Annotated in this window: 23 protein-coding genes and 1 tRNA gene; 8 read left to right on the top strand and 16 right to left on the bottom strand. The window is 64.9% G+C overall.

Features of this window, described 5'->3' with window-relative positions:
* Positions 1-24 precede the first annotated feature (24 nt).
* From queF to yaaA, 4 genes are read right to left on the bottom strand one after another with little or no spacing between them, the layout of a single operon-like run.
* Positions 25-900 (bottom strand): NADPH-dependent 7-cyano-7-deazaguanine reductase QueF, encoded by an 876-nt coding sequence (gene queF / locus ACAM55_RS18540; RefSeq protein ID WP_369652950.1) that lies wholly within the window; start codon positions 898-900, stop codon positions 25-27.
* Positions 897-1,796: an alpha/beta fold hydrolase gene (locus ACAM55_RS18545; protein WP_369652951.1), complete on the bottom strand. Its 900-nt coding sequence runs from the start codon at positions 1,794-1,796 to the stop codon at positions 897-899. The genes queF and ACAM55_RS18545 overlap by 4 nt, the downstream gene beginning before the upstream one ends.
* A 13-nt stretch (positions 1,797-1,809) precedes the next feature.
* Positions 1,810-2,649, bottom strand: a complete 840-nt coding sequence (locus ACAM55_RS18550; protein ID WP_369652952.1) for a 2OG-Fe(II) oxygenase — start codon at positions 2,647-2,649, stop codon at positions 1,810-1,812.
* Position 2,650: 1 nt separating this feature from the next.
* Positions 2,651-3,433 (bottom strand): peroxide stress protein YaaA, encoded by a 783-nt coding sequence (gene yaaA / locus ACAM55_RS18555; RefSeq protein WP_369652953.1) that lies wholly within the window; start codon positions 3,431-3,433, stop codon positions 2,651-2,653.
* Between the two features lie 117 nt (positions 3,434-3,550).
* On the opposite strand from yaaA, the gene ACAM55_RS18560 reads away from it, so the two are divergent.
* Positions 3,551-6,448 carry a valine--tRNA ligase gene (locus ACAM55_RS18560; RefSeq protein ID WP_369652954.1) on the top strand — a complete coding sequence of 966 codons (2,898 nt, stop codon included), beginning with the start codon at positions 3,551-3,553 and terminating at the stop codon, positions 6,446-6,448.
* A 111-nt stretch (positions 6,449-6,559) separates the two neighbouring features.
* Positions 6,560-7,450 (top strand): UTP--glucose-1-phosphate uridylyltransferase GalU, encoded by an 891-nt coding sequence (galU, locus tag ACAM55_RS18565; RefSeq protein WP_369652955.1) that lies wholly within the window; start codon positions 6,560-6,562, stop codon positions 7,448-7,450.
* Positions 7,451-7,485: 35 nt separating this feature from the next.
* Here galU and ACAM55_RS18570 read toward each other — a convergent pair whose 3' ends face one another.
* From ACAM55_RS18570 to cysM, 3 genes are read right to left on the bottom strand one after another with little or no spacing between them, the layout of a single operon-like run.
* Entirely contained in the window at positions 7,486-7,713 is a 228-nt protein-coding gene (locus ACAM55_RS18570) for a sulfurtransferase TusA family protein (protein WP_055803945.1), read from the bottom strand.
* Positions 7,703-8,281, bottom strand: a complete 579-nt coding sequence (locus ACAM55_RS18575; protein ID WP_369652956.1) for an NUDIX domain-containing protein — start codon at positions 8,279-8,281, stop codon at positions 7,703-7,705. The genes ACAM55_RS18570 and ACAM55_RS18575 overlap by 11 nt, the downstream gene beginning before the upstream one ends.
* A 15-nt stretch (positions 8,282-8,296) precedes the next feature.
* Positions 8,297-9,199 (bottom strand): cysteine synthase CysM, encoded by a 903-nt coding sequence (gene cysM / locus ACAM55_RS18580; RefSeq protein WP_369652957.1) that lies wholly within the window; start codon positions 9,197-9,199, stop codon positions 8,297-8,299.
* Between the two features lie 130 nt (positions 9,200-9,329).
* Between cysM and ACAM55_RS18585 the strand changes: the two genes are divergently transcribed.
* Positions 9,330-9,414: transfer RNA gene (locus ACAM55_RS18585), tRNA-Leu, on the top strand.
* Positions 9,415-9,463: 49 nt separating this feature from the next.
* On the opposite strand, the gene ACAM55_RS18590 is transcribed toward ACAM55_RS18585, so the two are convergent.
* Positions 9,464-10,396 carry an SDR family oxidoreductase gene (locus tag ACAM55_RS18590; RefSeq protein WP_369652958.1) on the bottom strand — a complete coding sequence of 311 codons (933 nt, stop codon included), beginning with the start codon at positions 10,394-10,396 and terminating at the stop codon, positions 9,464-9,466.
* 65 nt (positions 10,397-10,461) lie between these two features.
* Here ACAM55_RS18590 and ACAM55_RS18595 point away from each other — a divergent pair, with 65 nt between their 5' ends.
* Positions 10,462-11,526 (top strand): CDP-6-deoxy-delta-3,4-glucoseen reductase, encoded by a 1,065-nt coding sequence (locus tag ACAM55_RS18595; RefSeq protein ID WP_369652959.1) that lies wholly within the window; start codon positions 10,462-10,464, stop codon positions 11,524-11,526.
* Positions 11,527-11,563: 37 nt separating this feature from the next.
* Positions 11,564-12,538 carry a Bug family tripartite tricarboxylate transporter substrate binding protein gene (locus ACAM55_RS18600; RefSeq protein ID WP_369652960.1) on the top strand — a complete coding sequence of 325 codons (975 nt, stop codon included), beginning with the start codon at positions 11,564-11,566 and terminating at the stop codon, positions 12,536-12,538.
* 10 nt (positions 12,539-12,548) lie between these two features.
* Here ACAM55_RS18600 and ACAM55_RS18605 read toward each other — a convergent pair whose 3' ends face one another.
* From ACAM55_RS18605 to ACAM55_RS18640, 8 genes are all read right to left on the bottom strand, one after another.
* Positions 12,549-13,256, bottom strand: a complete 708-nt coding sequence (locus tag ACAM55_RS18605; RefSeq protein WP_369656423.1) for an ABC transporter ATP-binding protein — start codon at positions 13,254-13,256, stop codon at positions 12,549-12,551.
* 91 nt (positions 13,257-13,347) lie between these two features.
* Positions 13,348-14,121: an ABC transporter ATP-binding protein gene (locus ACAM55_RS18610; protein WP_369652961.1), complete on the bottom strand. Its 774-nt coding sequence runs from the start codon at positions 14,119-14,121 to the stop codon at positions 13,348-13,350.
* A gap of 19 nt (positions 14,122-14,140) precedes the next feature.
* On the bottom strand, positions 14,141-15,337 hold the full coding sequence (locus ACAM55_RS18615) for an ABC transporter ATP-binding protein (RefSeq protein WP_369652962.1): 1,197 nt from the start codon (positions 15,335-15,337) through the stop codon (positions 14,141-14,143).
* A 13-nt stretch (positions 15,338-15,350) separates the two neighbouring features.
* Positions 15,351-16,280: a branched-chain amino acid ABC transporter permease gene (locus ACAM55_RS18620; protein WP_055803923.1), complete on the bottom strand. Its 930-nt coding sequence runs from the start codon at positions 16,278-16,280 to the stop codon at positions 15,351-15,353.
* Between the two features lie 238 nt (positions 16,281-16,518).
* Entirely contained in the window at positions 16,519-17,811 is a 1,293-nt protein-coding gene (locus ACAM55_RS18625) for a replication-associated recombination protein A (RefSeq protein ID WP_369652963.1), read from the bottom strand.
* 20 nt (positions 17,812-17,831) lie between these two features.
* Positions 17,832-18,464 (bottom strand): outer membrane lipoprotein chaperone LolA, encoded by a 633-nt coding sequence (lolA, locus tag ACAM55_RS18630; protein ID WP_369652964.1) that lies wholly within the window; start codon positions 18,462-18,464, stop codon positions 17,832-17,834.
* Between the two features lie 151 nt (positions 18,465-18,615).
* Positions 18,616-21,018: a DNA translocase FtsK gene (locus tag ACAM55_RS18635; RefSeq protein WP_369652965.1), complete on the bottom strand. Its 2,403-nt coding sequence runs from the start codon at positions 21,016-21,018 to the stop codon at positions 18,616-18,618.
* 90 nt (positions 21,019-21,108) lie between these two features.
* On the bottom strand, positions 21,109-21,783 hold the full coding sequence (locus ACAM55_RS18640; protein ID WP_093020152.1) for a Crp/Fnr family transcriptional regulator: 675 nt from the start codon (positions 21,781-21,783) through the stop codon (positions 21,109-21,111).
* A 185-nt stretch (positions 21,784-21,968) separates the two neighbouring features.
* Between ACAM55_RS18640 and trxB the strand changes: the two genes are divergently transcribed.
* From trxB to rpmG, 3 genes are all read left to right on the top strand, one after another.
* Positions 21,969-22,928, top strand: coding sequence for a thioredoxin-disulfide reductase (gene trxB / locus ACAM55_RS18645; RefSeq protein WP_369652966.1), 960 nt, complete (start codon positions 21,969-21,971; stop codon positions 22,926-22,928).
* A 171-nt stretch (positions 22,929-23,099) separates the two neighbouring features.
* Positions 23,100-23,333: a 50S ribosomal protein L28 gene (gene rpmB, locus ACAM55_RS18650; protein WP_007830293.1), complete on the top strand. Its 234-nt coding sequence runs from the start codon at positions 23,100-23,102 to the stop codon at positions 23,331-23,333.
* An 11-nt stretch (positions 23,334-23,344) separates the two neighbouring features.
* Entirely contained in the window at positions 23,345-23,518 is a 174-nt protein-coding gene (rpmG, locus tag ACAM55_RS18655; protein WP_007830291.1) for a 50S ribosomal protein L33, read from the top strand.
* Positions 23,519-23,673: the final 155 nt, after the last annotated feature.

Raw genomic sequence — 23,673 nt, forward strand, 5'->3', positions numbered from 1 at the left:
GGGCTTCGGCAGCGCCCGCCGTCTTTATTGCCGCGCGGTGCGGATGTTTGGCGGCAGCGCCTGCGGCCAGCTGGTGCGGAACGGGTTGATGTCGAGCCCGCCTCGCCGTGTGTAGCGTGCATACACGGCGAGCTTGTTGGGCTGGCACTGGCGCCAGATGTCGGTGAACATGCGCTCGACGCAGGGCTCGTGAAACTCGTTGTGGTTGCGAAAGCTCACGATGTACGCCAGGAGGCCGGCCTGCTCGATGGCCGGGCCGCTATAGCGGATCTGCACGCTGCCCCAGTCGGGTTGGCCGGTGACCAGGCAATTGCTCTTGAGCAGGCGGCTGGTGAGCGTTTCGTTCACCGGCGGCTGGGTGGTGTCGCTCGACAGCAGCTCGGGCGCGGGCTGGTAGTGGGTGCACTCGATGTCGAGCCGGTCGAGGTCGAGGCCGTCGAGTTCGTGCACCGGCTCGCGGTCGAACATGTCGGGCGCCAGCAGCTTCACGCCGATGCCGGCAGACTGGTCGCTGCCGCGCCAGAGCGCTTCGGACAGGTCGGCGCGCAGGCGCTCGCGCACGGCATCGAGGCTCGCGAAAGCAGTGCTGTTGAAGCTGTTGAGGTACAGCTTGAACGACTTGCTCTCGATGATGTTGGGCGTTTCGCAGGGAATGGTGAAGTGCGCGATGGCCAGCTGCGGCTTGCCGCGCAGGTTGAGCCAGCTCACCTCGAAGGCGGTCCAGAGATCGGCACCAAAGAAAGGCAATGCACCGCCGGTGATGCCCATGGCCTCACGCTGGGTGGCGCGCGAAATCGGAAACAGCAGCGAGGCGTCGTACTTGTCGGCGTAGGCCGAGGCACGGCCCAGCTGCGACTGCTCGGGGGTGTTCGGGTTGTCGGGGTGATTGTCGAGGCTCATGGCTTGTCCTTGGCGTCCGCGGCGTGCGCGAACGGAGCGATGTGGTTGGCGAGGATGGTGCAGACCTGGGGCGGCAGGTCGTGGCCCATGCCGGGAATGCCGATGAACGTCGCGCCCGGAATGCGCTCCGCCGAATCCTTGCCGCAGGCAATGGGCACGAGGGCGTCGGCTTCGCCGTGCAGCACCAGCGTCGGGCTCTGGATGCGCGGCAGGATCTGCGGGCGATCGTCATCGGCGCCGATGGCCAGCATCTGCCGCATCAGGCCGGCGGGACGGTACGAACGGCGCATGCTGAAGGTGAGGCGTTCGGCCAGTTCTTCGTCGGTCTGTGGATACGCCGGGCTCTGGATCAGGCGCAGGAGCCTGATGCTGTGCGCAACGAGCTCGGCCTCGCTGCGGCCCAGGGGCCTGCGCATGAGCATGGCCGTCACCTCGCGGCGCGGACCGGGCAGGCCGCGCGCGCCGCTCGAACTCATGATGCTCACGAGGCTGGCAACGCGCTGCGGCGCACTGGCGGCAAGGCGCTGGGCGATCATGCCGCCCATGGAGGCCCCGACGATATGGGCCCTGGCGATGCCCAGCGCGTCGAGCACGCCGATCGAGTCCTGCGTCATGTCCTGCAGGGTGTAGGCCGAGCGCACCTTCAGCCCGAGGCGGTGGCGAACGGTTTCCCAGACGATGTTGCCGGTACCGGCATGGTCGAAGCCCTGGCTCAGGCCGATGTCGCGGTTGTCGTGGCGCACCACGCGAAAGCCCGCGTCGACCAGTTGCCGCACGAAGCCGTTCGGCCATGCGACCAGCTGCATGCCCAAGCCCATGATGAGCAGGACGACGGGCCGTCCCTCGCCGCCGGTGTCGTCGACTTCGATCTGCAGCCCGTTGGCGGTGACTTTCATCGGTTCCTTGCGGCTATTTGAATTCGCGCTCGCGCAGCCACTTGGTGGCAACCCACTTCTCGCCCGCCAGCACGGGCGCGCCGCCATGCAGCGTGCGGGTGGCGGGGTCGGGCTCGTCGTAACTGAAGAACACGCCGGTGCCGCGCACGGGCGCGACTTCCAGGCCTACGTCGGGGAAGGTGGTGGCACCGCCCTGCTCGGGCTCCTGCAGGTACATCACGAGCGTGGCCACGCGCTGGCCGCCGCGCTTGAGGATGGTGGGCGTGCCGGGCTCGCCCGGATCGAAATAGTCGTAGTGCGGACGGTACTGCGCGCCGGGCGCATAGCGCAGGATCTGCAGGCCTTCGCCGAATTCCACCGGCCAGCGCAGCAATGCGGCAATGCGCTGCTCCAGGCGCGCGACGATGTCGTTCTCGCCGCGCTCGAAGAACATGCCTTCGCTGGTGCGGTCGACGTTCAGCACTTCGCCGCCGGTGCGGGTTTCGACCGTGAGCGAACGCGCCAGCCGCACCCGCGCCGCGGCAATCAGGCCTTCGCATTCCTCGGGCGACAGCAGGTTGCCGAACACCACCACGCGCGGATGCCGCATGGTGTGCAGCACCTGCACGCGGCGGTCGCCCGCATCGATGTACAGCGGCGCGCCTTCGAGGTCGGGGCCGGGCATGTGGGTGCGCGGCGGCTTGGCCACTTCCACATGGGGAAATCCGGCCTCGAGCTGAGCCAGCGCGAGATCGGTAGCGGAGTCCTGCCAGCCGGCTGCGCGCATCGACGCGCGCAGCGCGGGCACCGAATGCCCCGCCGCGAGCTGCGACACCAGCCATTCCCTCAGCTCGGGACTGATCGCCTGTGACATATCAAGTCTTCCTTCTGAACACCAGCCTTTCGGCGCTAGACACCTTGGCGTCGAAACCATAACCCTCGAGATCGAATTTTTCCAGCGCCTTGGGCGTGGCCGCCTTGTGCAGCACCGCCCAGCGCGCGAGCAGGCCGCGGGCGCGCTTGGCGTAGAAGCTCACGATCTTGTACTTGTCGCCCTTCCACTCCTCGAACACGCATTCGACCACGCGGGCCTTGAGCGTCTTCAGGTCCACCGACTTGAAATATTCCTGCGAGGCGACATTGACCACGACAGGCGTGCGGTCTGCCGCCAGGCGCTCGTTGAGGTGTTCCGCAATGCGCGGGCCCCAGAAGGCATACAGGTCCTTGCCATGGCGATTGGCAAGCGGCGTGCCCATCTCGAGCCGGTAGGGCTGCAGCAGGTCCAGCGGACGCAGCAGGCCGTAGAGCCCGCTCAGGATGCACAGGTGCTCCTGCGCCCAGGCCAGTTGGGTGGGCGTGAGCGAGCGGGCATCGAGGCCGCCGTACACGTCGCCGTCGAATGCAAAGGCCGCCTGGCGGGCATTTTTCGGCGTGCTCTTGCCGGCCCAGGCCTGGTAGCGCGCCACGTTGAGGGCGGAGAGCTTGTCCGACAGGTGCATCAGCTCCGAAATCTGCTGCGGCGACTTCTCGCGCAGCAGCTTGATCAGTTCGACCGAAGGGCCGCGCGGGGATTCGAAATGGGGTTGGGTGGCGGGGATTTCGGCGGGAACGGGGGTGTCGTAGTCGAGCGACTTCGCAGGGGAAAGCAAGAAGAGCATCCCGGAATTATGTGGGGTGGGGCTGCCCCGGGGCCGCCCCGGTAAAATCGCTGGCTATCCCACCCTTGTCTCCACGGCTCCCCCGAAGGCGCCGTTCTGCATCTCCTTGCATCTTCCATGAGCGAATCCACCACCCCTTCCGCCCAACCTGGTCTGGACAGCCTGTCCAAATCGTTCGAACCCGCCGCCATCGAGGCGCACTGGGGCCCGGAGTGGGAAAAGCGCGGCTACGCCAAGGCCGGCTTCCGCGGCACCCAGCAGCCCAGGGAAGGTGCCGACTCGTTCGCGATCCAGCTGCCGCCGCCCAACGTGACGGGCACGCTGCACATGGGCCATGCATTCAACCAGACCATCATGGACAGCCTCGCGCGCTACCACCGCATGAAGGGCGACAACACGCTGTGGGTGCCGGGCACCGACCATGCGGGCATCGCCACCCAGATCGTCGTGGAGCGCCAGCTGCAGGAACAGAAGATCAGCCGCCACGACATGGGCCCGACGCCGGCCGAGGCACGCAAGAACTTCGTCGCCAAGGTGTGGGAATGGAAGGAAAAGAGCGGCAACACCATCACCGGCCAGATGCGCCGCATGGGTGACACGGTCGACTGGAGCCGCGAATACTTCACGATGGACGACGACCTGTCGAAGGTCGTGACGCAAACCTTTGTCGCGCTCTACGAGGAAGGCCTGATCTACCGCGGCAAGCGCCTGGGCAACTGGGACCCAGTGCTCAAGACCTCGGTGAGCGACCTCGAAGTGGAAAGCGAAGAGGAAGACGGCTCGCTCTGGCACATCGCCTATCCGCTTGAAGACGGCAGCGGCACGCTGACCGTGGCCACCACGCGGCCCGAAACCATGCTCGGCGACACGGCCGTGATGGTTCACCCCGAAGACGAGCGCTACAGGCACCTGATCGGCCAGCGCGTGAAGCTGCCGCTGGTGGACCGGTTGATCCCCATCATTGCGGACGACTACGTCGACAAGGAGTTCGGCACCGGCGTGGTCAAGGTGACGCCTGCGCACGACTACAACGACTACGCCGTCGGCCAGCGCCACAAGCTCGAGGTGATCGGCATCCTCACGCTCGACGCCACCATCGACGACAACGCGCCCGAGAAATACCGCGGGCTGGACCGCTTCGTGGCGCGCAAGGCCATCGTGGCCGACCTCGAAGCGCTCGGCCTGCTCGTCGAGGTGAAGAAGCACAAGCTGATGGTGCCGCGCTGCGCGCGCTCGGGCGCCATCGTCGAGCCGATGCTTACCGACCAGTGGTACGTGGCCATGACGCGGCCGGGTGCCGACGGCCAATCGATCGCGCAGAAGGCCATCGACGTGGTGAAGACCGGCGAGGTGCGCTTCGTGCCCGAGAACTGGGTCAACACCTACAACCACTGGATGGAGAACATCCAGGACTGGACCATCTCGCGCCAGCTCTGGTGGGGCCACCAGATCCCGGCCTGGTACGACGACGAAGGCAACGTGTATGTGGCGCACGACGAGGCCGAGGCGAAGGCCAAGGCGCCGGGCAAGAAGCTGCGCCGCGACGAAGACGTGCTCGACACCTGGTATTCGTCGGCGCTGGTGCCCTTCTCCTCGCTCGGCTGGCCCGAGAAGACGCAGGACCTCGCGCTGTACCTGCCCTCCACGGTCCTCGTGACGGGCTACGACATCATCTTCTTCTGGGTCGCCCGGATGATCATGATGACCAAGCACTTCACCGGCAAGGTGCCGTTCAAGGACGTGTACATCCACGGCCTGGTGCGCGATGCGCAGGGCAAGAAGATGAGCAAGTCGGAAGGCAACGTGCTGGACCCGGTCGACCTGATCGACGGCATCGCATTGCCCGAGCTGCTCGACAAGCGCACGCAGGGCCTGCGCAAGCCCGAAACCGCACCCGCGGTGCGCAAGAACACGCAGAAGGAATTTCCCGAAGGCATTCCGGCCTTTGGTGCCGATGCGCTGCGTTTCACGTTCGCGTCGCTGGCCTCGCTCGGCCGCAGCATCAACTTCGACAGCAAGCGCTGCGAGGGTTACCGCAACTTCTGCAACAAGCTCTGGAACGCCACGCGCTTCGTGCTGATGAATTGCGAAGGGCAGGACTGCGGCCTGCGCGAGCACACCAAGGAAGAGTGCGCGGTCGGCGGACCAGCCCATGGCTACCTGAAGTTCAGCCGTGCCGACTTCTGGATCGCCTCCCAGCTGCAGCGCGTCGAGGCCGAAGTGGCCAAGGGCTTCGAGGAATACCGGCTCGACAACGTGGCCAACGCCATCTACCAGTTTGCCTGGGACGAGTTCTGCGACTGGTACCTCGAGATCGCGAAGGTGCAGATCCAGACCGGTGACGATTCGCAAAAGCGCGCCACGCGCCGCACGCTGATCCGCACGCTCGAGGCACTGCTGCGTCTTGCGCATCCGGTGATTCCGTTCATCACGGAAGAACTCTGGCAGAAGGTGGCGCCCGTCGCGGGACGCGAGGGCGAATCGATCATGGTGGCGGCCTATCCGAAGAGCCAGCCCGAAAAGATCGACGAAGCAGCCGAAGCGCATGTGGCGCGCCTGAAGGCGCTGGTCGATGCCTGCCGCACGCTGCGCGGCGAAATGAACGTGTCGCCTGCGGTGCGCCTGCCGCTCTATGCGGTGGCCGACGATGCCGAGGGCGCGGCGTTCCTGCGCGATGCGGCACCGGTGCTGCAGGCGCTGGCCAAGCTCAAGGAAGTGAAGGTCTTCGACGACGAGGCCTCATGGTCGGCAGCGGCCGAAGCGGCGCCCGTGGCCGTGGTGGGCACGGCACGGCTGTGCCTGCACATGGAAATCGACAAGGCGGCCGAGCGTGCGCGCATAGGCAAGGAAATTGCTCGCATCGAAGGCGAGATCCTCAAAGTGAACGGCAAGCTCGGCAATGAAGCCTTTGTAGCTAAGGCACCACCGGCTGTCATCGAACAGGAGCGCAAACGCCTGAGCGATTTCAGTGCAACGCTGGAACGTCTTCGCGATCAGCTTGTGCGCCTTGGCTGACACACATGGATCGGGGCAGGGTTTAGCATGGCAAAAGACGGTATTTCGGTACCGTTTCTCGACTTGTAAAACCTTCTTCTTCAACTGAACGAACAGACGCCCAAATTGTCCATGCCCATTCCCTCGACACGCATCCGCAAGGCCGTATTTCCTGTTGCAGGTTTCGGCACCCGCTTTCTGCCCGCCACCAAGGCGCAGCCAAAGGAAATGCTGCCGGTTGTCGACAAGCCACTCATCCAGTACGCGGTTGAGGAAGCCTACGCGGCAGGCATTCGCGACATGATTTTCGTAACGGGCCGAAACAAACGTGCCATCGAAGATCACTACGACACCGCCTACGAACTCGAGAGCCAGCTCGAGGCCAGCGGCAAGCTCGAACTGCTCAACATCGCGCGCTCGGTCATGCCCGACGACATGACCTGCTCCTACGTGCGCCAGCCGCGCATGCTGGGGCTGGGCCATGCGGTGCTGTGCGCCGAACACCTGGTGGGCAACGAGCCTTTCGCCGTGCTGCTGGCCGACGACCTGATGGTCGGCCCCGTGGGCGGTGAACCTGTGCTCGCGCAGATGGCAGCCGCCTTCGGCAAGCTCGGTGCTTCAGTGCTCGCGGTGCAGGAAGTGCCGCTCGAGCATGTGAAGCGCTACGGCATCGTGGCAGGCGAATCCATTGGCGACGATCTCGTGAAGGTCGATCGCATGGTCGAGAAGCCTTCGCCAGACAAAGCGCCCTCCCGGCTCGGCGTGGCGGGCCGCTACATCCTCACGCCCGGCGTGTTCGATGAGATCCGCAACCAGCCCAAGGGCGCAGGCGGCGAGATCCAGCTCACCGACGGCATCGCGGCGCTGATGAAGAAGGAATCCGTCTACGCCTATGCCTACAAGGGCATTCGCTACGACTGCGGCAGCAAGGAAGGCTTTCTGCAAGCCACAGTGGAGCTTGCACTGGCGCATCCCGAAGTGGGCGCGCAGTTCCGCGAATACCTCAAGAGCCTGGAACTCTGAAAAAAGGGCCCCGCCGGGGCCCTTTTCTTTTCTGGTCAGCGCCTCTTCAAGACATGGATGAAGTCGCTGCCGATCGTCTGCTGTTCGACCAGCTCGTTGCCGGTCTGGCGCGCAAAGGCCTGGAAATCGCGCACCGAGCCCGGGTCGGTCGACACTACCTTGAGCAGTTGTCCGCTCGCCATGTCGTTGAGCGACTTCTTCGCCTTGAGAATGGGCAGCGGGCAATTCAACCCGCGCGTGTCGATTTCGCGATCAACTTCCATGCTTGGGCTCCTCGGGCGGCAGATTGAGCCCGCGGCGGCGGTCTTCGTTCTCGGCTGCGGTGAAGAACACGGGCTCATGGCCCCGGGTGCGCAGCCAGTCGGCCAATGCATAGCCGGTGCCTGCGGGCCAGCACTTGAGGTCGGGCAGGTCGTACAGGCGATAGTCCACCAGCTCGGGCGAAAGCTTGACCTCGCCATCGGCCACCACGTGGTACGCGATGATGATCTGGTTCATGCGCTGGAAGTCGTACGCGCCGACGATCTTGGCCGCGCTCACGTCGAGGTTGGTTTCTTCCTTGACCTCACGCGCAATGCCTTCCTCGGGCGTTTCGCCGGCCTCCATGAAGCCGGTGATCAGCGCATACATCTTGGCGGGCCAGGCCGCATTGCGTGCCAGCAGCACCTGGCCGCGGTACTCGACGATGGCCGCGAGCACGGGCGTGGGGTTGTTCCAGTGCGTGTGGCCGCAGGACGGGCAGCGCAGGCGCTCCTTGGGACCGCCGTCTTCCATCAGCGCGATCCATTCGAGGGGCGTGGCGCAGGCCTGGCAGAACTTGGGATGGGGCATGGGGTTGTGGCTCTATCAGGCGGGGAACACGCCGGTCGACAGATAGCGGTCGCCGCGGTCGCACACGACGAACACGATGGTGGCGTTCTCCACCGTCTTCGCAACCTCGAGCGCCACCCAGAGCGCGCCGGCCGCGGAGATGCCGCCGAAGATGCCCTCTTCGCGCGCGAGGCGCCGGCACATTTCTTCGGCGTTGTCCTGGCTCACGCTGATTTCTTCATCGACGCGGCTCGCATCGTAGATCTTGGGCAGGTATTCGGCCGGCCATTTGCGAATGCCCGGAATGCGCGAGCCCTCGGCCGGCTGCGCGCCGATGATGCGCACCGCGGGGTTCTTTTCCTTCAGGAAGCGCGAAACGCCGGTGATGGTGCCGGTGGTGCCCATGGCGCTCACGAAATGCGTGATCTTGCCCTTGGTGTCGGTCCAGATCTCGGGGCCAGTGGTTTCGTAGTGGATGCGCGGGTTGTCGGGGTTGGCGAACTGGTCGAGCACGCGGCCCTTGCCCTGCGCCACCATCTGTTCGGCGAGGTCGCGCGCGTATTCCATGCCGCCGCTCTTGGGCGTGAGCACCAGCTCGGCGCCGAAGGCCTTCATGGTCTGGGCGCGCTCGACGGACAGGTCCTCCGGCATGATCAGCACCATGCGGTATCCCTTGATGGCCGCGGCCATTGCAAGCGCGATGCCGGTGTTGCCCGAGGTGGCTTCGATCAGCGTGTCGCCGGGCTTGATTTCGCCGCGCTCCTCGGCGCGCTTGATCATCGAGAGCGCGGGACGGTCTTTCACCGAACCCGCGGGATTGTTGCCTTCCAGCTTGCCGAGGATCACGTTACCGCGCCTGGCATTTTCGGCCGCATCGATGCGTTGCAGTGCCACCAGGGGGGTCTTGCCGATGGCATCTTCGATCGTCGGATAATTCATGGCGACGTCCGCATGGCCGCCCAAAGGACGTTGAGCGCCCCCTCGGGGGGCAGCGAATACACGAAGTGATGAGCGTGGGGGCAATTCATGTTGCCACTGTGCCATAATTTTGGGCTTCGTTCAGAACCCTGCCCGGGTGGTGAAATTGGTAGACGCAGGGGACTCAAAATCCCCCACCGAAAGGTGTGCCGGTTCGATTCCGGCCCCGGGCACCACTCCTCCCCCTCTTTTTGCCTCGAGCACCCGCAGCTGCGCGGCGTGCCCTCAGCCTTCTTCGCGCAGCCCCGTGTGGACCGTCGGGTGCGCGAGCCGCACGCGCAACTCGCGCTTGAGCCGCGTGTTGTCGAGCCGGCGCGATTCACCCATGAAACTCAGCAGCTGCAGCGGCAGTTGGCGCTGGGCTTCGTCGCGCGCCACGCGCGGCGGGCGCGGCATGCCGTAGAGGTCGGCCGCCAGGTCGATGTAGTCGCCCATGCGCAGCTCGGTGTCGTCCGAGGCATGCACGATGCGCTGCGGCCGCCCGCGGAACAGCGCCGCCACGCAGGCGCGCGCAAGGTCGTCGGCATGGATGTGGCTGGTGAACACGTCGTCCTCGCGCCGCAGCACGGGCGTGCCGCGCGCAAGCCGCTGGCGCGGCGTGCCGCCTTCCCGGTCTGGCGCATAAATGCCCGGAATGCGCAGGATGCTCGCGCGCACGCCCGCGCTGCGGCCGAACCAGCGCACCGCGCGCTCGGCATCCACGCGGCGATGGGCGCGGGGCGTGTCGGGCCGCACGGCCCGCGTCTCGCTCACCCGCGCGCCGCCGCAGTCGCCGTAGACGCCGCTGGTGGAGCCATAGACGAGCGCCAGCGGCGTGGAGCGCAGCCGCAGCGCGCGTGCCAATGCGGTGGTGCGCTGGTCGCGCCACCACGAGGCGCCGCCGTCGCGTGCCGGCGGGGCGAGGTGCAGCACGCGGTTGGCCACGCCGGCCAGCCGCCGCAGCGTGGCCGGATCGTCGAGGTTGCCCACGAGCGGGCGGATGCCGGCTTCCCGCAGGACCGGCACCCGGTCGCTCGACGAAGTGAGTGCTACCAGTTGCATGCGGCCCCGCAGGTCGCGCGCCACACGCTGGCCGACGTCGCCGCAGCCGACGATCAGCAGGCGTTCGCGGCGGAAGCGGGCCGGCAGCGCGCCGGAAGGGCTATTGATTGAAGGCAAAATCCGGGTTCCTTTCCCTTTTTTTCTCTTTTCTGCTCCAGGCTGAAAGAAGCCGAAGAATACCGATGACTGTTGCAGCGCCGCATGACGCGGGCTTTTCCATCACCGTCGAGCCCAGCGGGCGTCACTTCGTGGTGCATGGCGACGAAACCATTCTCGCGGCCGGCATCCGGCAGGGCATTGGCCTTCCCTATGGCTGCAAGGACGGCGCCTGCGGCTCCTGCAAATGCAAGAAGCTCTCTGGCGAGGTCGAGCTCGGCCCGCACCAGAGCAAGGCACTGAGCGCCGAAGAGCAGATGGCGGGCTTCGTGCTGACCTGCTGCGCCCACGCAAAGAGCGACGTGGTGCTCGAGTCGCGCCAGGTGACCGAGGCCGGCGCCTTGCCGATCCGAAAGATGCCGGTGCGGGTGCTGGCGCTCACGCGGCTGTCGCACGACGTGATGAAGCTGCGCCTTCAGTTGCCGGCCGGCGAGCCGCTGCAGTTCCACGCGGGCCAGTACGTGGAATTCATCCTGCGCGACGGCGCGCGTCGCAGCTACTCGATGGCGAATGCGCCGCACACGCTGGGCGAGCCGGGCACAGGTATCGAACTGCACCTGCGGCACCTGCCGGGCGGCAAGTTCACCGACCATGTGTTCGGCGTGATGAAGGAAAAGGAAATCCTACGCATCGAGGGCCCCTACGGCAGCTTCTTCCTGCGCGAGGACTCCGCCAAGCCGATGATCTTCCTGGCCTCCGGCACCGGCTTTGCACCGATCAAGGCGCTGCTCGAGCACATGAAGTTCAAGCGCATCGACCGGCCCGCCACAGTCTACTGGGGCGGTCGCCGGCCCGAAGACCTGTATATGGACGGCTGGATGCGCGAGCAGCTGAAGGAGATGCCGAACCTGCGCTATGTGCCGGTCGTTTCCAATGCCACGCCCGAAGACAACTGGACCGGCCGCACGGGCTTCGTGCACCGCGCGGTGCTGGAAGACTTTGCCGACCTTTCCGGCCACCAGGTGTACGCCTGCGGCGCGCCGATCGTGGTCGACTCGGCCAAGCACGACTACGTGGCGCTGGCCGGCCTGCCCGAAGACGAGTTCTTTGCCGACGCATTCACCACCGAGGCCGACAAAGCGCTTCCCTGATCTCCGATCCGATTCCCGCGGGACACAGAACGAAAAAATGAAAACGAGACACTTCCTTCTTGCACTGCTCGCCAGTGCCACGCTCATTGCCACCGGCCAGGCCGCGGCCCAGCAGCAACGCCCGATCCGCCTCGTGGTGCCCTACGCCGCGGGCGGCCCCATCGACGTTACCGCCCGCATGCTGGCCGAACGCGTGAAGGACACCCTGGGCCCGGTCATCATCGACAACAAGCCCGGCGCGGGCGGCAATATCGGCGCGGACATCGTCGCCAAGGCCGCGCCCGACGGCCTCACCATCGGCATCGCGGCCACCGCCACCCATGCGGTGAACCCGTGGCTCTACAGCAAGATGCCGTTCAACGCGGCAAGCGACTTCGCGCCCATCACGCAGATGGTGCGCGTGCCGAACGTGCTGGTGATGAATGCCGAGACGGCGCAGCGCCTGAAGATCGACACCGTGGCCGACCTGGTCCGCTACGCCAAGGCCAACCCGGCCAAGCTCAACTACGGAAGCGGCGGCAACGGCAGCGCCGGGCACCTTGCGGGCGAGCTGTTCAAGAAGCAGGCCGGCATCTTCGCGCTGCACATTCCGTACAACGGCGGCAATCCGGCGCAACTGGCCCTGCTCTCGGGCCAGGTCGATTTCAACTTCGACAACCTTGCCACCGCGGCGCCCAACATCCGCTCGGGCAAGCTCAAGGCCATTGCCGTCACGACCTTGCAGCGCAGCAGCGCCATGCCCGAAGTGCCGCCGGTGGCAGACACGCTCAAGGGTTTTTCGATCGACACCTGGTGGGGACTGGTGGCACCTGCCGGCACGCCGCACGACGTGGTCGTGAAGCTGAACCAGGCCTTCGTCGCGGCACTGAATGCCCCGGAAACGAAGACCCGTTTTGCCACGCTGCTGGCCGAGCCCGTGGCCAGTTCGCCCGAACAGTTCGGCGCGTTCATGAAGAGCGAGCTCTCCAAGTACGAAGCCGTCGTGAAGGCGACCGGCGCCAGGGTCGACTAACCCTCGAGGATCACTCGCCGAGGTACGCGGCCCGCACGCGCGGGTCGCGCAGCAGTTCCTTGGCGTCGCCGGTCATCGTGATGAGCCCGGACTCCATCACGTAGCCGCGGTCGGCCAGCTGCAGTGCGCGGTTGGCGTTCTGCTCCACCAGCAGGATGGTCACGCCTTGCGAGGCGACGGTCTGCACCACCTCGAAGATCTTGTCGCACATGATGGGCGAAAGGCCCATGGTGGGCTCGTCCAGCAGCAGCACCTTGGGGCGTGCCATGAGCGCACGGCCCATGGCCAGCATCTGCTGTTCGCCGCCCGACATGGTGCCCGCAAGCTGGTCCTTGCGCTCGCGCAGGCGAGGGAAGGTCACGAACACGCGCTCCATGTCGCTTGCGATCTCGGCCTTGTCCTTACGGATGTAGGCGCCGATCTGCAGGTTCTCGGTGATGGTCATGCGCGTGAAGACGCCGCGCCCTTCGGGCACCATCACGAGGCCCTCGCCCACCAGGTCCCATGCACCGCGGCCCTTGATGTTGCGGCCCAGGAATTCGATGCTGCCCGCGCCGGCCGGCAGCGTGCCGGTGATCGCCTTCATGGTGGTGGTCTTGCCGGCGCCGTTGGAGCCGATGAGCGACACCAGTTCGCCTTCGTGAACCTCGAAGTCCACGCCCTTCACGGCCTGGATGCCGCCGTAGCCGACCTTCAGTCCGCTCACCTTGAGCAGCATCTTGCCGGTCGCATTGGCCGCGGTCTTCGGCGGGGTTGCAGTTGCCGTTGCTGTTGTTTCTTCTGCGCTCGTCATCGTCGTCGTGGTCATTTCAGTGTCCTCCGGTGCCGAGGTAGGCCTCGATCACCTTCTCGTTCTTCTGCACGTCGTACGGCGTGCCTTCGGCAATCTGCTTGCCGTAGTCGAGCACGGTGACGCGATCGCACAGGCCCATGATGAGCTTGACGTCGTGTTCGATGATGAGAATGGTCCGGTCGTCCTTGCGGATGCGGTCGATCAGCTCGCGCAGCAGCACCTTCTCGGTCGTGTTCATGCCGGCCGCGGGCTCGTCGAGCGCAATGAGTTGCGGGTCGGTGGCCAGTGCGCGCGCAATTTCGAGCCGGCGCTGGTCGCCGTACGACAGCGTGCGCGCCTTGTAGTCGGCGAACTTGCCGATGCCCACGTAGTCGAGCAGTTCCTGCGCGCGCTCGGCAATGGCCTTTTCCTCGGCCTTGAACGAACTGGTGCGCAGCATGGCGCCGAACACGCCCGAATGGGTGCGGATGTGGCGCCCCACCATGACGTTCTCGAGCGCCGTCATTTCGGAGAACAGGCGGATGTTCTGGAAGGTGCGCGCGATGCCGGCCTTGGCCACTTCATGCACGGCCGTCGGCTGGTAGGGCTTGCCGGCGAGCTCGAAGCTACCGCTGTCGGGCGTGTAGAGCCCGGTGATCACGTTGAAGAAGGTGGTCTTGCCGGCGCCGTTGGGGCCGATCAGGCCATAGACCTGGCCGCGCTTGATGGTGATGCCGACGTCGGAAAGGGCTTGCAGGCCGCCGAAGCGCTTGGAAATTCCGCGGACGTCGAGGATGGTGTCTGTCGTCATGTTGATGGCTTCCTTCGGCTCACGGATTGATCGACATGGGACGCGACGCTGCACCCGGCAGTTCGTCGGCCGGCGTCTCGATGCCCGGCGCATGGGTCTGGAGCGAACCGGGTGCAACCGGTGCGCCGGTGGCGGCCCCCTTGCGCTGCAATGTCTTGCCGTGCTCCGGCGAAGGCCAGAGGCCACGCGGACGCACCAGCATGATGACGATCATGGCCAGCGCGATGAAGAGCTGGCGCAGGATGGACGCATCGAGGCGGCCGTCGGTCATGGCCTGCAGCGGACCGGCCACGTAGCGCAGCACCTCCGGCAATGCCGCCAGCAGCACGGCGCCCAGGATCACGCCCGGCAGGTGGCCGATGCCGCCCAGCACCACCATGGCGACGATCATCACCGACTCCATGAGGCTGAACGACTCGGGCGAGACGAAGCCCTGGAAGGCCGCAAACATCGCGCCCGACACGCCGCCGAAACTGGCACCCATGCCGAAGGCCAGGAGCTTCATGTTGCGGGTGTTGATGCCCATGGCCTTGGCCGCGATCTCGTCTTCGCGGATGGCCATCCAGGCGCGCCCGATGCGCGACATCTGCAGGCGGTGCGAGATGATGATGGTCGCGACCACCAGCGCAAGGAACAGGTAGTAGTAGAGCGTGACCGACGAGATCGTGAAGCCGTCGAACTTCCATGCCTTGCCGAGGTCGAGCCCCCAGAACTTGATGGAGTCGATGGCAGTGATGCCCTTGGGCCCGTTGGTGATGTTGATCGGCTGGTCGAGGTTGTTCAGGAACACCCGGATGATTTCGCCGAAGCCGAGCGTCACGATGGCCAGGTAGTCGCCGCGCAGCTTGAGCGTGGGCGCACCGAGCAGCACGCCGAGGCAGCCGGCCACCACCAGCGCCAGCGGCACCACGATCAGCAGCGAGGTGTGCAGCCCGTTCGGGAACATGGCCTTGAACCACGGAAAGGTTTCGGACAGGTGCGACGAGCCCATCAGCGCGAACAGGTAGGCCCCGATCGCGAAGAAGGCCACATAGCCCAGGTCGAGCAGGCCGGCGTAGCCGACGACGATGTTCAGGCCGAGCGAGAGCATCACGTAGAGCAATGCGATGTCGGCGATGCGCACCCAGGCGTTGCCCTGGCTCTGCAGGAAGATCGGCAGGGCGAGCACGGCGACGACGCCGAGAACGTAGAGAGCGAGGTTCTTGCTGTTCTTCATGGTGTTCTGCTCCTCAGGCCCGATCCGCCACGCGCTCGCCGAGCAGGCCCGAGGGCCGCAGCGTGAGCATGACGATCAACACGATGAACGCGAAGATGTCGCTGTAGTTGCTGCCGAGCACGCCGCCGGTCAGCGAACCGATGTAGCCGGAGCCGATGGCTTCGATCAGCCCGAGCAGGATGCCGCCGACCACAGCGCCGGCCAGGTTGCCGATGCCGCCGAACACCGCCGCGGTGAAGGCCTTGAGGCCGGGCAGGAAGCCCATCGCGTGCTGTGCGATGCCGTAGTTGGAGGCGTACATGACGCCTGCGATGGCCGCGAGCACGGCACCGATGATGAAGGTGGCCGAGATGACCATGTCGGGCCGGATGCCCATGAGCGCCGCGACCCGCGGGTTCTCGGCGGTCGCGCGCATCGCGCGGCCGAGCTTGGTGTAATTGACCAGCCACATCAGCACCACGAGCGAAAAGGCCGTGACGCTCAGGATCATGACCTGCGTGGGCGAGATCACCGCGCCGCCCACCTCGATGGGCGTGGTCGACAGCAGGTTGGGATAGGCCTTGTTGGTCGGCTTCCAGATGATCATGGCCAGCGTCTGCAGCAGGATCGACATGCCGATGGCCGTGATGAGCGGCGCGAGCTTGGGGCTGTTGCGAAGCGGCCGGTAGGCGACTTTCTCGATCACGAAGTTGAGCGTGGCGGCCACCACGCAGGCAATGATCAACGCGATGATGAGGATCAACCAGCCGGGCGTGCCGGGCATCGATTCCTTCATGAGGCCGATGATGGTCCAGCTCGTGAGTGCCCCCACCATCAGTACCTCGCCGTGCGCAAAGTTGATCAGGTTGATGATGCCGTACACCATGGTGTAGCCCAAGGCTATCAAGGCATACATGCTGCCCAGGACCAGACCGTTGATGATCTGCTGCAGCAAAATTTCCATAACGCGTTCCTATTTATTGCACCGTTGCGGGGTGCCATTCACCCACCGTGGCACCGGTTTGGCACCTTGGCTTGATAAGCAAAAAACCAGCCAACATGTGTCGCTGGCTGATTTGTGGGCGGGATTGTAAGCACCCACCAGCGCCGATTTGGTGCGCCTTCACCGGGGTTTACCCGCTCACGCCATGCTGTATGCGAGTGAAGTCATGCAGGGCGTGCCCGCACTGTGAAAAGACGTATCACCCTTCGCGTTGGGTGTTGAGCCGGCGGAGTTCGCGCAGCTTTTCTGCGATGCGGATTTCGAGTCCGCGTTCGACGGGCTGGTAGAAGACCTGCCCTTCGAGACCCTCCGGCAGGTAGCGCTCTCCGGCCGCAAAGCCGCCTTCCTCGTCGTGCGCATACCGGTAGCCCTTGCCGTAGTCGAGGTCCTTCATGAGCTTGGTCGGTGCATTGCGCAGGTGCATCGGCACGGGGCGCGTGCTGTCCTTCTTGATGAGGGCACGCACTGCGTTGTAGGCGGTGTAGACGGCGTTCGACTTGGGAGCAATGGCCAGGTAGACGACGCACTCGGCCAGCGCGAGTTCGCCCTCTGGCGTGCCGAGCCGTTCATAGACCTCGGCCGCGTCGAGCGCCAGCCGAAGCGCGCGCGGATCGGCCAGACCGATGTCTTCGCTGGCCATGCGCACCAGCCGGCGTGCCATGTAGCGCGGATCGGCGCCGCCATCGAGCATGCGCACGAACCAGTAGAGCGCGGCGTCGGGGTCGCTGCCGCGCACGGATTTGTGCAAGGCGCTGATAGTGTCGTAGAACTGCTCGCCGCCCTTGTCGTAGCGCCGCATGCGCTCGCCGAGCACGCGCAGCAGCCATTCGTCGGCGATGTTGTCGAGCTTCTCGGCACGGGCCGCCACGGCCAGTGTCTCGAGCGTGTTGAGCAGGCGCCGCGCGTCGCCGTCGGCGTAGGCGACGAGCCGGTCGATGGCCGTGCCTTCGATGGCGGGAACCGCCTGGATGGCCTGAGCCTTGGCGACGATCTGCTTCAGATCGCCCTCCGTGAGCGGCTGCAGCACGTACACCGCCGCGCGCGAAAGCAAGGCCGAGTTGACCTCGAACGAAGGGTTCTCGGTGGTGGCGCCGATGAAGGTGAACAGACCCGATTCGACGTGCGGCAGGAATGCATCCTGCTGGCTCTTGTTGAACCGGTGCACCTCGTCGACGAAGACGATGGTGCGCTGCTGTTCCAGGCCGTCCCGTGCGGCCGTGGCGCGCTCCACGGCCTCGCGGATGTCCTTCACGCCGCCGAGCACGGCGCTGATGCTGAGAAACTGCGCGTCGAAGGCATCGGCCATCAGCCGCGCGATGGTCGTCTTGCCAGTGCCCGGCGGCCCCCAGAGAATGCACGAGTGCGGCTGGCCCGACTCGAAGGCGATGCGCAGCGGCATGCCCGGCCCCAGCAGGTGCTGCTGGCCAATGACCTCGCCGAGCGTCTTCGGACGCAGGCGTTCGGCAAGGGGTTGATGCGAACTGTTGGCCAAGCCTGCCTGTCGAGTTGCTGCTATTGCTTGATGACGTCGGCGCCGGCGGGCGCCTTGAACTCGAACACGTTGGCAGGGAGCGCCGGATTCACTTCGACCTTGCTGAACTTGAGCATCGAGCGCTGGCCGAAGCTGTCGAGAATCTCGAGCGCGGCCAGCGCATCGCCCTGGAAGCCGACCTGCACATTCTGCAATTGGCCGTCCTTGTTCTTGGGTGTGGCCTTGACCCACTGGAGCCCGTCGCGCTCGGGCGCGGCTTCGAGCGTGAAGTCGGCCTGCAGCGCGCGCAGGTCGGGTGCCGCGGCAATCAGCGCGGCAGGCGTCGAGCCCAATGCCTGCGACTGGGCACGCTGCGTGACCTGGTTCAGGTCGGCGTCGTACAGCCAGAGCGTCTTGCCGTCGGCCACGATGCTCTGGGCAAACGGCTTCTGGTAGTCGAACTTGAATTTGCCCGGACGCTGGAATTCGAAGGTGCCGGTCGATGTCTTGGTGCGGCCCGGCTGCCCTTCACGCGGCGGTGCGGTCACGGTCTGGGTGAATTCCGCGCGGCCCGATTTGACCGTCTTCACGAAGGTCTCGAGGCTTTCGAGGCCGCCGGCCCAGGCGTTGGCGGAACAGAGAAGGCCGATCAACAGCCAATGGCGCATTTTCATTTTGATTCCTCAGCAAGCGATGCCGTTGACGTGACCATACCCCGCGGCGCGTTGCGCCATGTGCGGGGCTTGATGAAGTTTTGCAACGCTAGCGCAGCTTTTGCAACGAGCTTGTCAGCGCGTAACGTCCGGGACGGTGGGTTCTCGCCGCTTATTCGGCGCGCGCCGGCACCAGGATCTCGCGCTGGCCGCTGCCGCTCATGGCACTCACGAGGCCTGCCTTCTCCATGTCTTCGACCAGCCGCGCCGCGCGGTTGTAGCCGATCTTGAGGTGGCGCTGCACGAGCGAAATACTGGCCTTGCGGTTCTTGAGCACCACCTCGACCGCCTGGTCGTACATCGGGTCTTTCTCGGCGTCGCCGCCCTCGCCCAGCATGTCGCCGTCGCCGTCGACCGTGCCGCCTTCGAGCACGCCTTCGATGTAGTCGGGCTCGCCCTGGCTCTTGAGGTACGCCACCACGCGGTGCACTTCCTCGTCGCTCACGAACGCGCCGTGCACGCGAATCGGCAAGCCGGTGCCGCTCGGCATGTAGAGCATGTCGCCCATGCCGAGCAGCGCTTCGGCGCCCATCTGGTCGAGGATGGTGCGGCTGTCGATCTTGCTCGACACCTGGAACGCAATACGCGTGGGAATGTTGGCCTTGATGAGGCCCGTGATCACGTCGACGCTGGGCCGCTGCGTGGCAAGGATCAGGTGGATGCCGGCGGCGCGCGCCTTCTGCGCGAGACGGGCAATGAGTTCTTCGATCTTTTTGCCGACCACCATCATCAGGTCGGCCAGCTCGTCGATCACCACCACGATGTGCGGCTCGCGCTTGAGCGGCTCGGGATCGTCGGGCGTGAGGCTGAAGGGGTTGTAGATGAACTCCTCGCGCGCCTTGGCTTCGTCGATCTTGGTGTTGTAGCCGGCCAGGTTGCGCACGCCCAGCTTGCTCATGAGCTTGTAGCGGCGCTCCATCTCGGCCACGCACCAGTTGAGGCCGTGCGCGGCCTGGCGCATGTCGGTGACCACGGGCGCCAGCAGGTGCGGAATGCCTTCGTAGACCGACATTTCGAGCATCTTCGGGTCGATCATGAGCAGGCGAACGTCGCGTGCCTCGGCCTTGTAGAGCAGCGAAAGAATCATTGCGTTGATGCCGACCGACTTGCCTGAACCGGTGGTACCGGCCACCAGCACGTGCGGCATCTTCGCGAGGTCGGCCACCACAGGGTTGCCGATGATGTCCTTGCCGAGGCCCATCGTCAGGAACGACTTGCCCTCGTTGTAGACCTGCGAACCGAGAATTTCGCTGAGCTTGATGGATTGGCGCTTGGCGTTCGGCAACTCGAGCGCCATGTAGTTCTTGCCCGGAATGGTTTCCACCACGCGGATCGACACCAGCGAGAGCGAGCGTGCAAGGTCTTTGGCCAGTCCGACGATCTGCGAGCCCTTGACGCCGGTGGCCGGCTCGATTTCGTAGCGCGTGATCACCGGGCCCGGCGAGGCCAGCACCACGCGCACCTCGACACCGAAGTCCTTGAGCTTTTTCTCGATCATGCGCGAGGTCATCTCGAGCGTGTCGGCCGACACCGTTTCCTGTCGCACCTGTGCGGCGTCGAGCAGGTCGACTTGCGGCAGCTTGCTGTCCGGCAGTTCCTTGAAGAGTGGCTTCTGGCGCTCCTTGACGACGCGATCGCTCCTGGGCACCTCGGTCATCGCGGGCTCGATCTGCACCGGCGGCGACGGCGCCCGGCGCCTGGGTCGTGGCTCGATGCGCAACTCTTCATCGCCGTCGAGGCCCGTCGGCTCGGTGCCGCCAGCGGCATCATGCGAGAACGGCGGTTCCTCGGCCTCGGCGCGTTCGCGTGCGGCTTGCTTGCCCAAGGCGATGTCGGCGGCCATCTCGCGCTTTTCGCGGCGCGACTCGAACAGCGAATAGGCCCGCGCGCCGATGCGCTCGGCAATCTGGGTCCACGAGAAACGGAACACCAGCGCCGAGCCGATCACCCCGGCGGCAATAGCGAACAGTGCCGAGCCGGTAAAGCCCATCCAGCGCACGCTTGCGGGGCCGACCAGGTAGCCCAGCGCGCCGCCGCCAGAGCCCGGCAGATGGGATTCGAGCCGGTACAGCCGCGACCACTCGAGCACGGCGCTCGCGCACAACAGCAGGACGAGGCCGAACCAGAACGCCAGTCGACTGCGGTTGAAACGGCCGCGCACCGGTTGCTCGGCAGGCGCAGGCTCGCCGCCGCGCAGCCAGTTGGCGAGCGAGGAGAGCCACGCACGCAGGCCCGCCGCAAGGCACCACCACACCGAATAACCGGCCAGGAAGTAGCTGCCGTCGGCCAGCCAGGCGCCGATGCGACCGCCCCAGTTCTTGATTTCGCCCCCGGTACCGGAGGTGGACCACGCTGCGTCCGAAGGCGTGAAGCTCAGCATGGCCAGCAACCAGAACAGCAGCCCCGCAAATCCCGCGATCAGCGTGATTTCGTGGGCAAAGCGCATGGCGCGCATACGCACCGGTTGCCCCTCGGCGGCGGAAGAAGATTGAAGCGTATTGAGCGAATAGGTCATGAAAAACACGGCATCCAGCCTTCGAAGTGGCGGCTGGAGGCCTGAACACTACAACAAAAGGCGGCCACTGGAAGCGCCCGCCCCGACGGCTCAAGTCAAAGACAGGAGCCGTTCCTTGACGATCATGGAGCCGTCGTCCTGGGACTGGACGAATCCGCGCTCCTCGAGATCCTTCATCACGCGGCTCACCATCTCGCGCGAAGCACCCACCATTTTCGCGAGATCCTGGCGCGATATCTTGTCGCGCACCTTGAAATTGCCCGCACCATCGTCGATGGCGAACTCGAGCAGCGAACGCGCCACGCGCCCATAGACGTCCATCAGCGCCAGCGACTCGATCTTGCGGTCGGCATGGCGCAGGCGCTGCACGAGCCCGCGCATGATGTTGTAGGCCATCGAGGAGTTTTCGGGGAGGCAGCGTGCGAACGCGTCGCGCCCCAGCATGAGCACGTCGCACTGGATCTCGGTGCGCACCGTGGCCGAATGCGGCTCGTCGTCGATCAGGCTCATCTCGCCGATGTAGTCGCCAGTGTGCAGCGTGGCAAGGATCACTTCGCGGCCGCGGGTGTCGGCGCTCGTGACGCGCGCCCGCCCGGTCAGGATGATGTAGAGGGCGTTGGATTTCTTGCCTTGCTCGACAATGACTTCCGCTCGCTTGAAGCGCTTTTTGATGATCGCATCCGCAATGCTTGCTGATTGCGAGGATGTCAGCGAAGCGAACAACGGAACGCGCCGCAACAGCTCAAGATTGGAAAGCATCGACATTTATCAATCCCTGATACCGCACGTGCAAGCCCTCCCCACCTTCGGTTTTCGATGGATTACTACAATCGCGCGCATTGAAAACACCGTGCACCCGGCGTTGAACCGGGCGGTGATACTCCATATATAACGGCTACCACCCTGAAAATGTACACGCTGACGCAGCGCAAATACTAGGCTTTCCAATCATGTCCGCTCCCCAACACGCCAAGGTTTTGATCCTCGGCTCCGGCCCGGCCGGCTATACCGCTGCTGTTTATGCGGCGCGCGCAAATCTGCAACCCTTGCTCATCACCGGCATTGCTCAAGGCGGCCAATTGATGACGACAACAGAAGTTGACAATTGGCCGGCCGATGTTCACGGCGTCCAGGGCCCGGAGCTGATGCAGCGCTTTCTCGAACACGCCGAGCGCTTCAAGACACAGATCGTTTTCGACCATATCAACAAGGTCGACCTTGGCAAGCGCCCCTTCACGCTGACCGGCGACAGCGGTACCTACACCTGCGATTCGCTCATCATTGCCACGGGCGCTTCCGCCAAATACCTGGGCCTCGATTCCGAACAGAAGTTCATGGGCCGCGGCGTTTCGGCCTGCGCAACCTGCGATGGCTTCTTCTACCGCGAGCAAGAGGTGTGCGTGATCGGCGGCGGCAACACGGCCGTCGAGGAAGCACTGTATCTCGCCAACATCGCGAACAAGGTCACGCTGGTCCATCGCCGGGACAAGTTCCGCGCCGAGCCCATCCTGATCGACAAGCTCCACGAAAAGGTCGCCGAAGGCAAGATCGTGCTGAAGCTCCACAGGGAACTCGACCAGGTGCTGGGCGACGACACGGGCGTGACGGGCATCCGGATCAAGAGCACGCAGAACGGCGAGACCGAGCAGATCGACCTCAAGGGCTGCTTCATCGCCATCGGCCACCACCCCAACACCGACATCTTCCAGGGCCAGCTTGAGATGAAGGACAACTACATCCTCACTCGCTCCGGCCTGCAGGGCTTCGCCACGATGACCAGCATTCCGGGCGTGTTCGCCGCCGGCGACGTGCAGGACAACGTGTACCGCCAGGCCATCACGAGCGCGGGCACCGGCTGCATGGCCGCGCTGGACGCCCAGCGCTTCCTCGAGCAGGACGGCACGCTCTAGAACCAGGCTGCGGCCAAAAGGGCTATAATCCGAGGCTTTGCCGAAATAGCGCCACTCTCGTGGCTTCGGCAAGCCGGGGTACCGCCACCCGTTTCTGGCGAGGTCAAGCTGCAAAACACCTGCAATCTTCACGGTTGCGCCGGTGCCAGCTGTTCAAGAAAGAGTGTCCTCATGGCACGCGTATGCGACGTAACGGGCAAAGGCCCGATGGTCGGAAACAACGTTTCCCACGCCAACAACAAAACCAAGCGCCGGTTCCTGCCGAACCTGCAATATCGCCGTTTCTGGGTCGAGACCGAAAACCGCTGGGTTCGCCTGCGTGTTTCGAGCGCTGCACTGCGCCTGATCGACAAGAACGGCATCGACGCCGTGCTCGCAGACCTGCGCGCACGCGGCCAAGCTTAAGGAGCTGAATCATGGCAACGAGCAAAGGCGGACGCGAAAAGATCAAGCTGGAATCCACCGCGGGTACCGGCCACTTCTACACGACCAGCAAGAACAAGAAGACGATGCCTGAAAAGATGTCGATCATGAAGTTCGACCCCAAGGCGCGCAAGCACGTCGAATACAAGGAAATCAAGCTGAAGTAATTCAGCGCTGGTTTCCCAAAACAAAAACCCCCCGCCAGGCTTGCCCGGCGGGGGTTTTTTGTTGCCTGCCAATCCTCTTCTCCTCCATCCTGCTGATCCTTCTATTTCCCAGCCTCGGAACAGGAAAAGCACGGGCATAAAAAAACCGGCCCGCA

The organism is Variovorax sp. V213, from assembly GCF_041154455.1.
Classification (GTDB): domain Bacteria; phylum Pseudomonadota; class Gammaproteobacteria; order Burkholderiales; family Burkholderiaceae_C; genus Variovorax.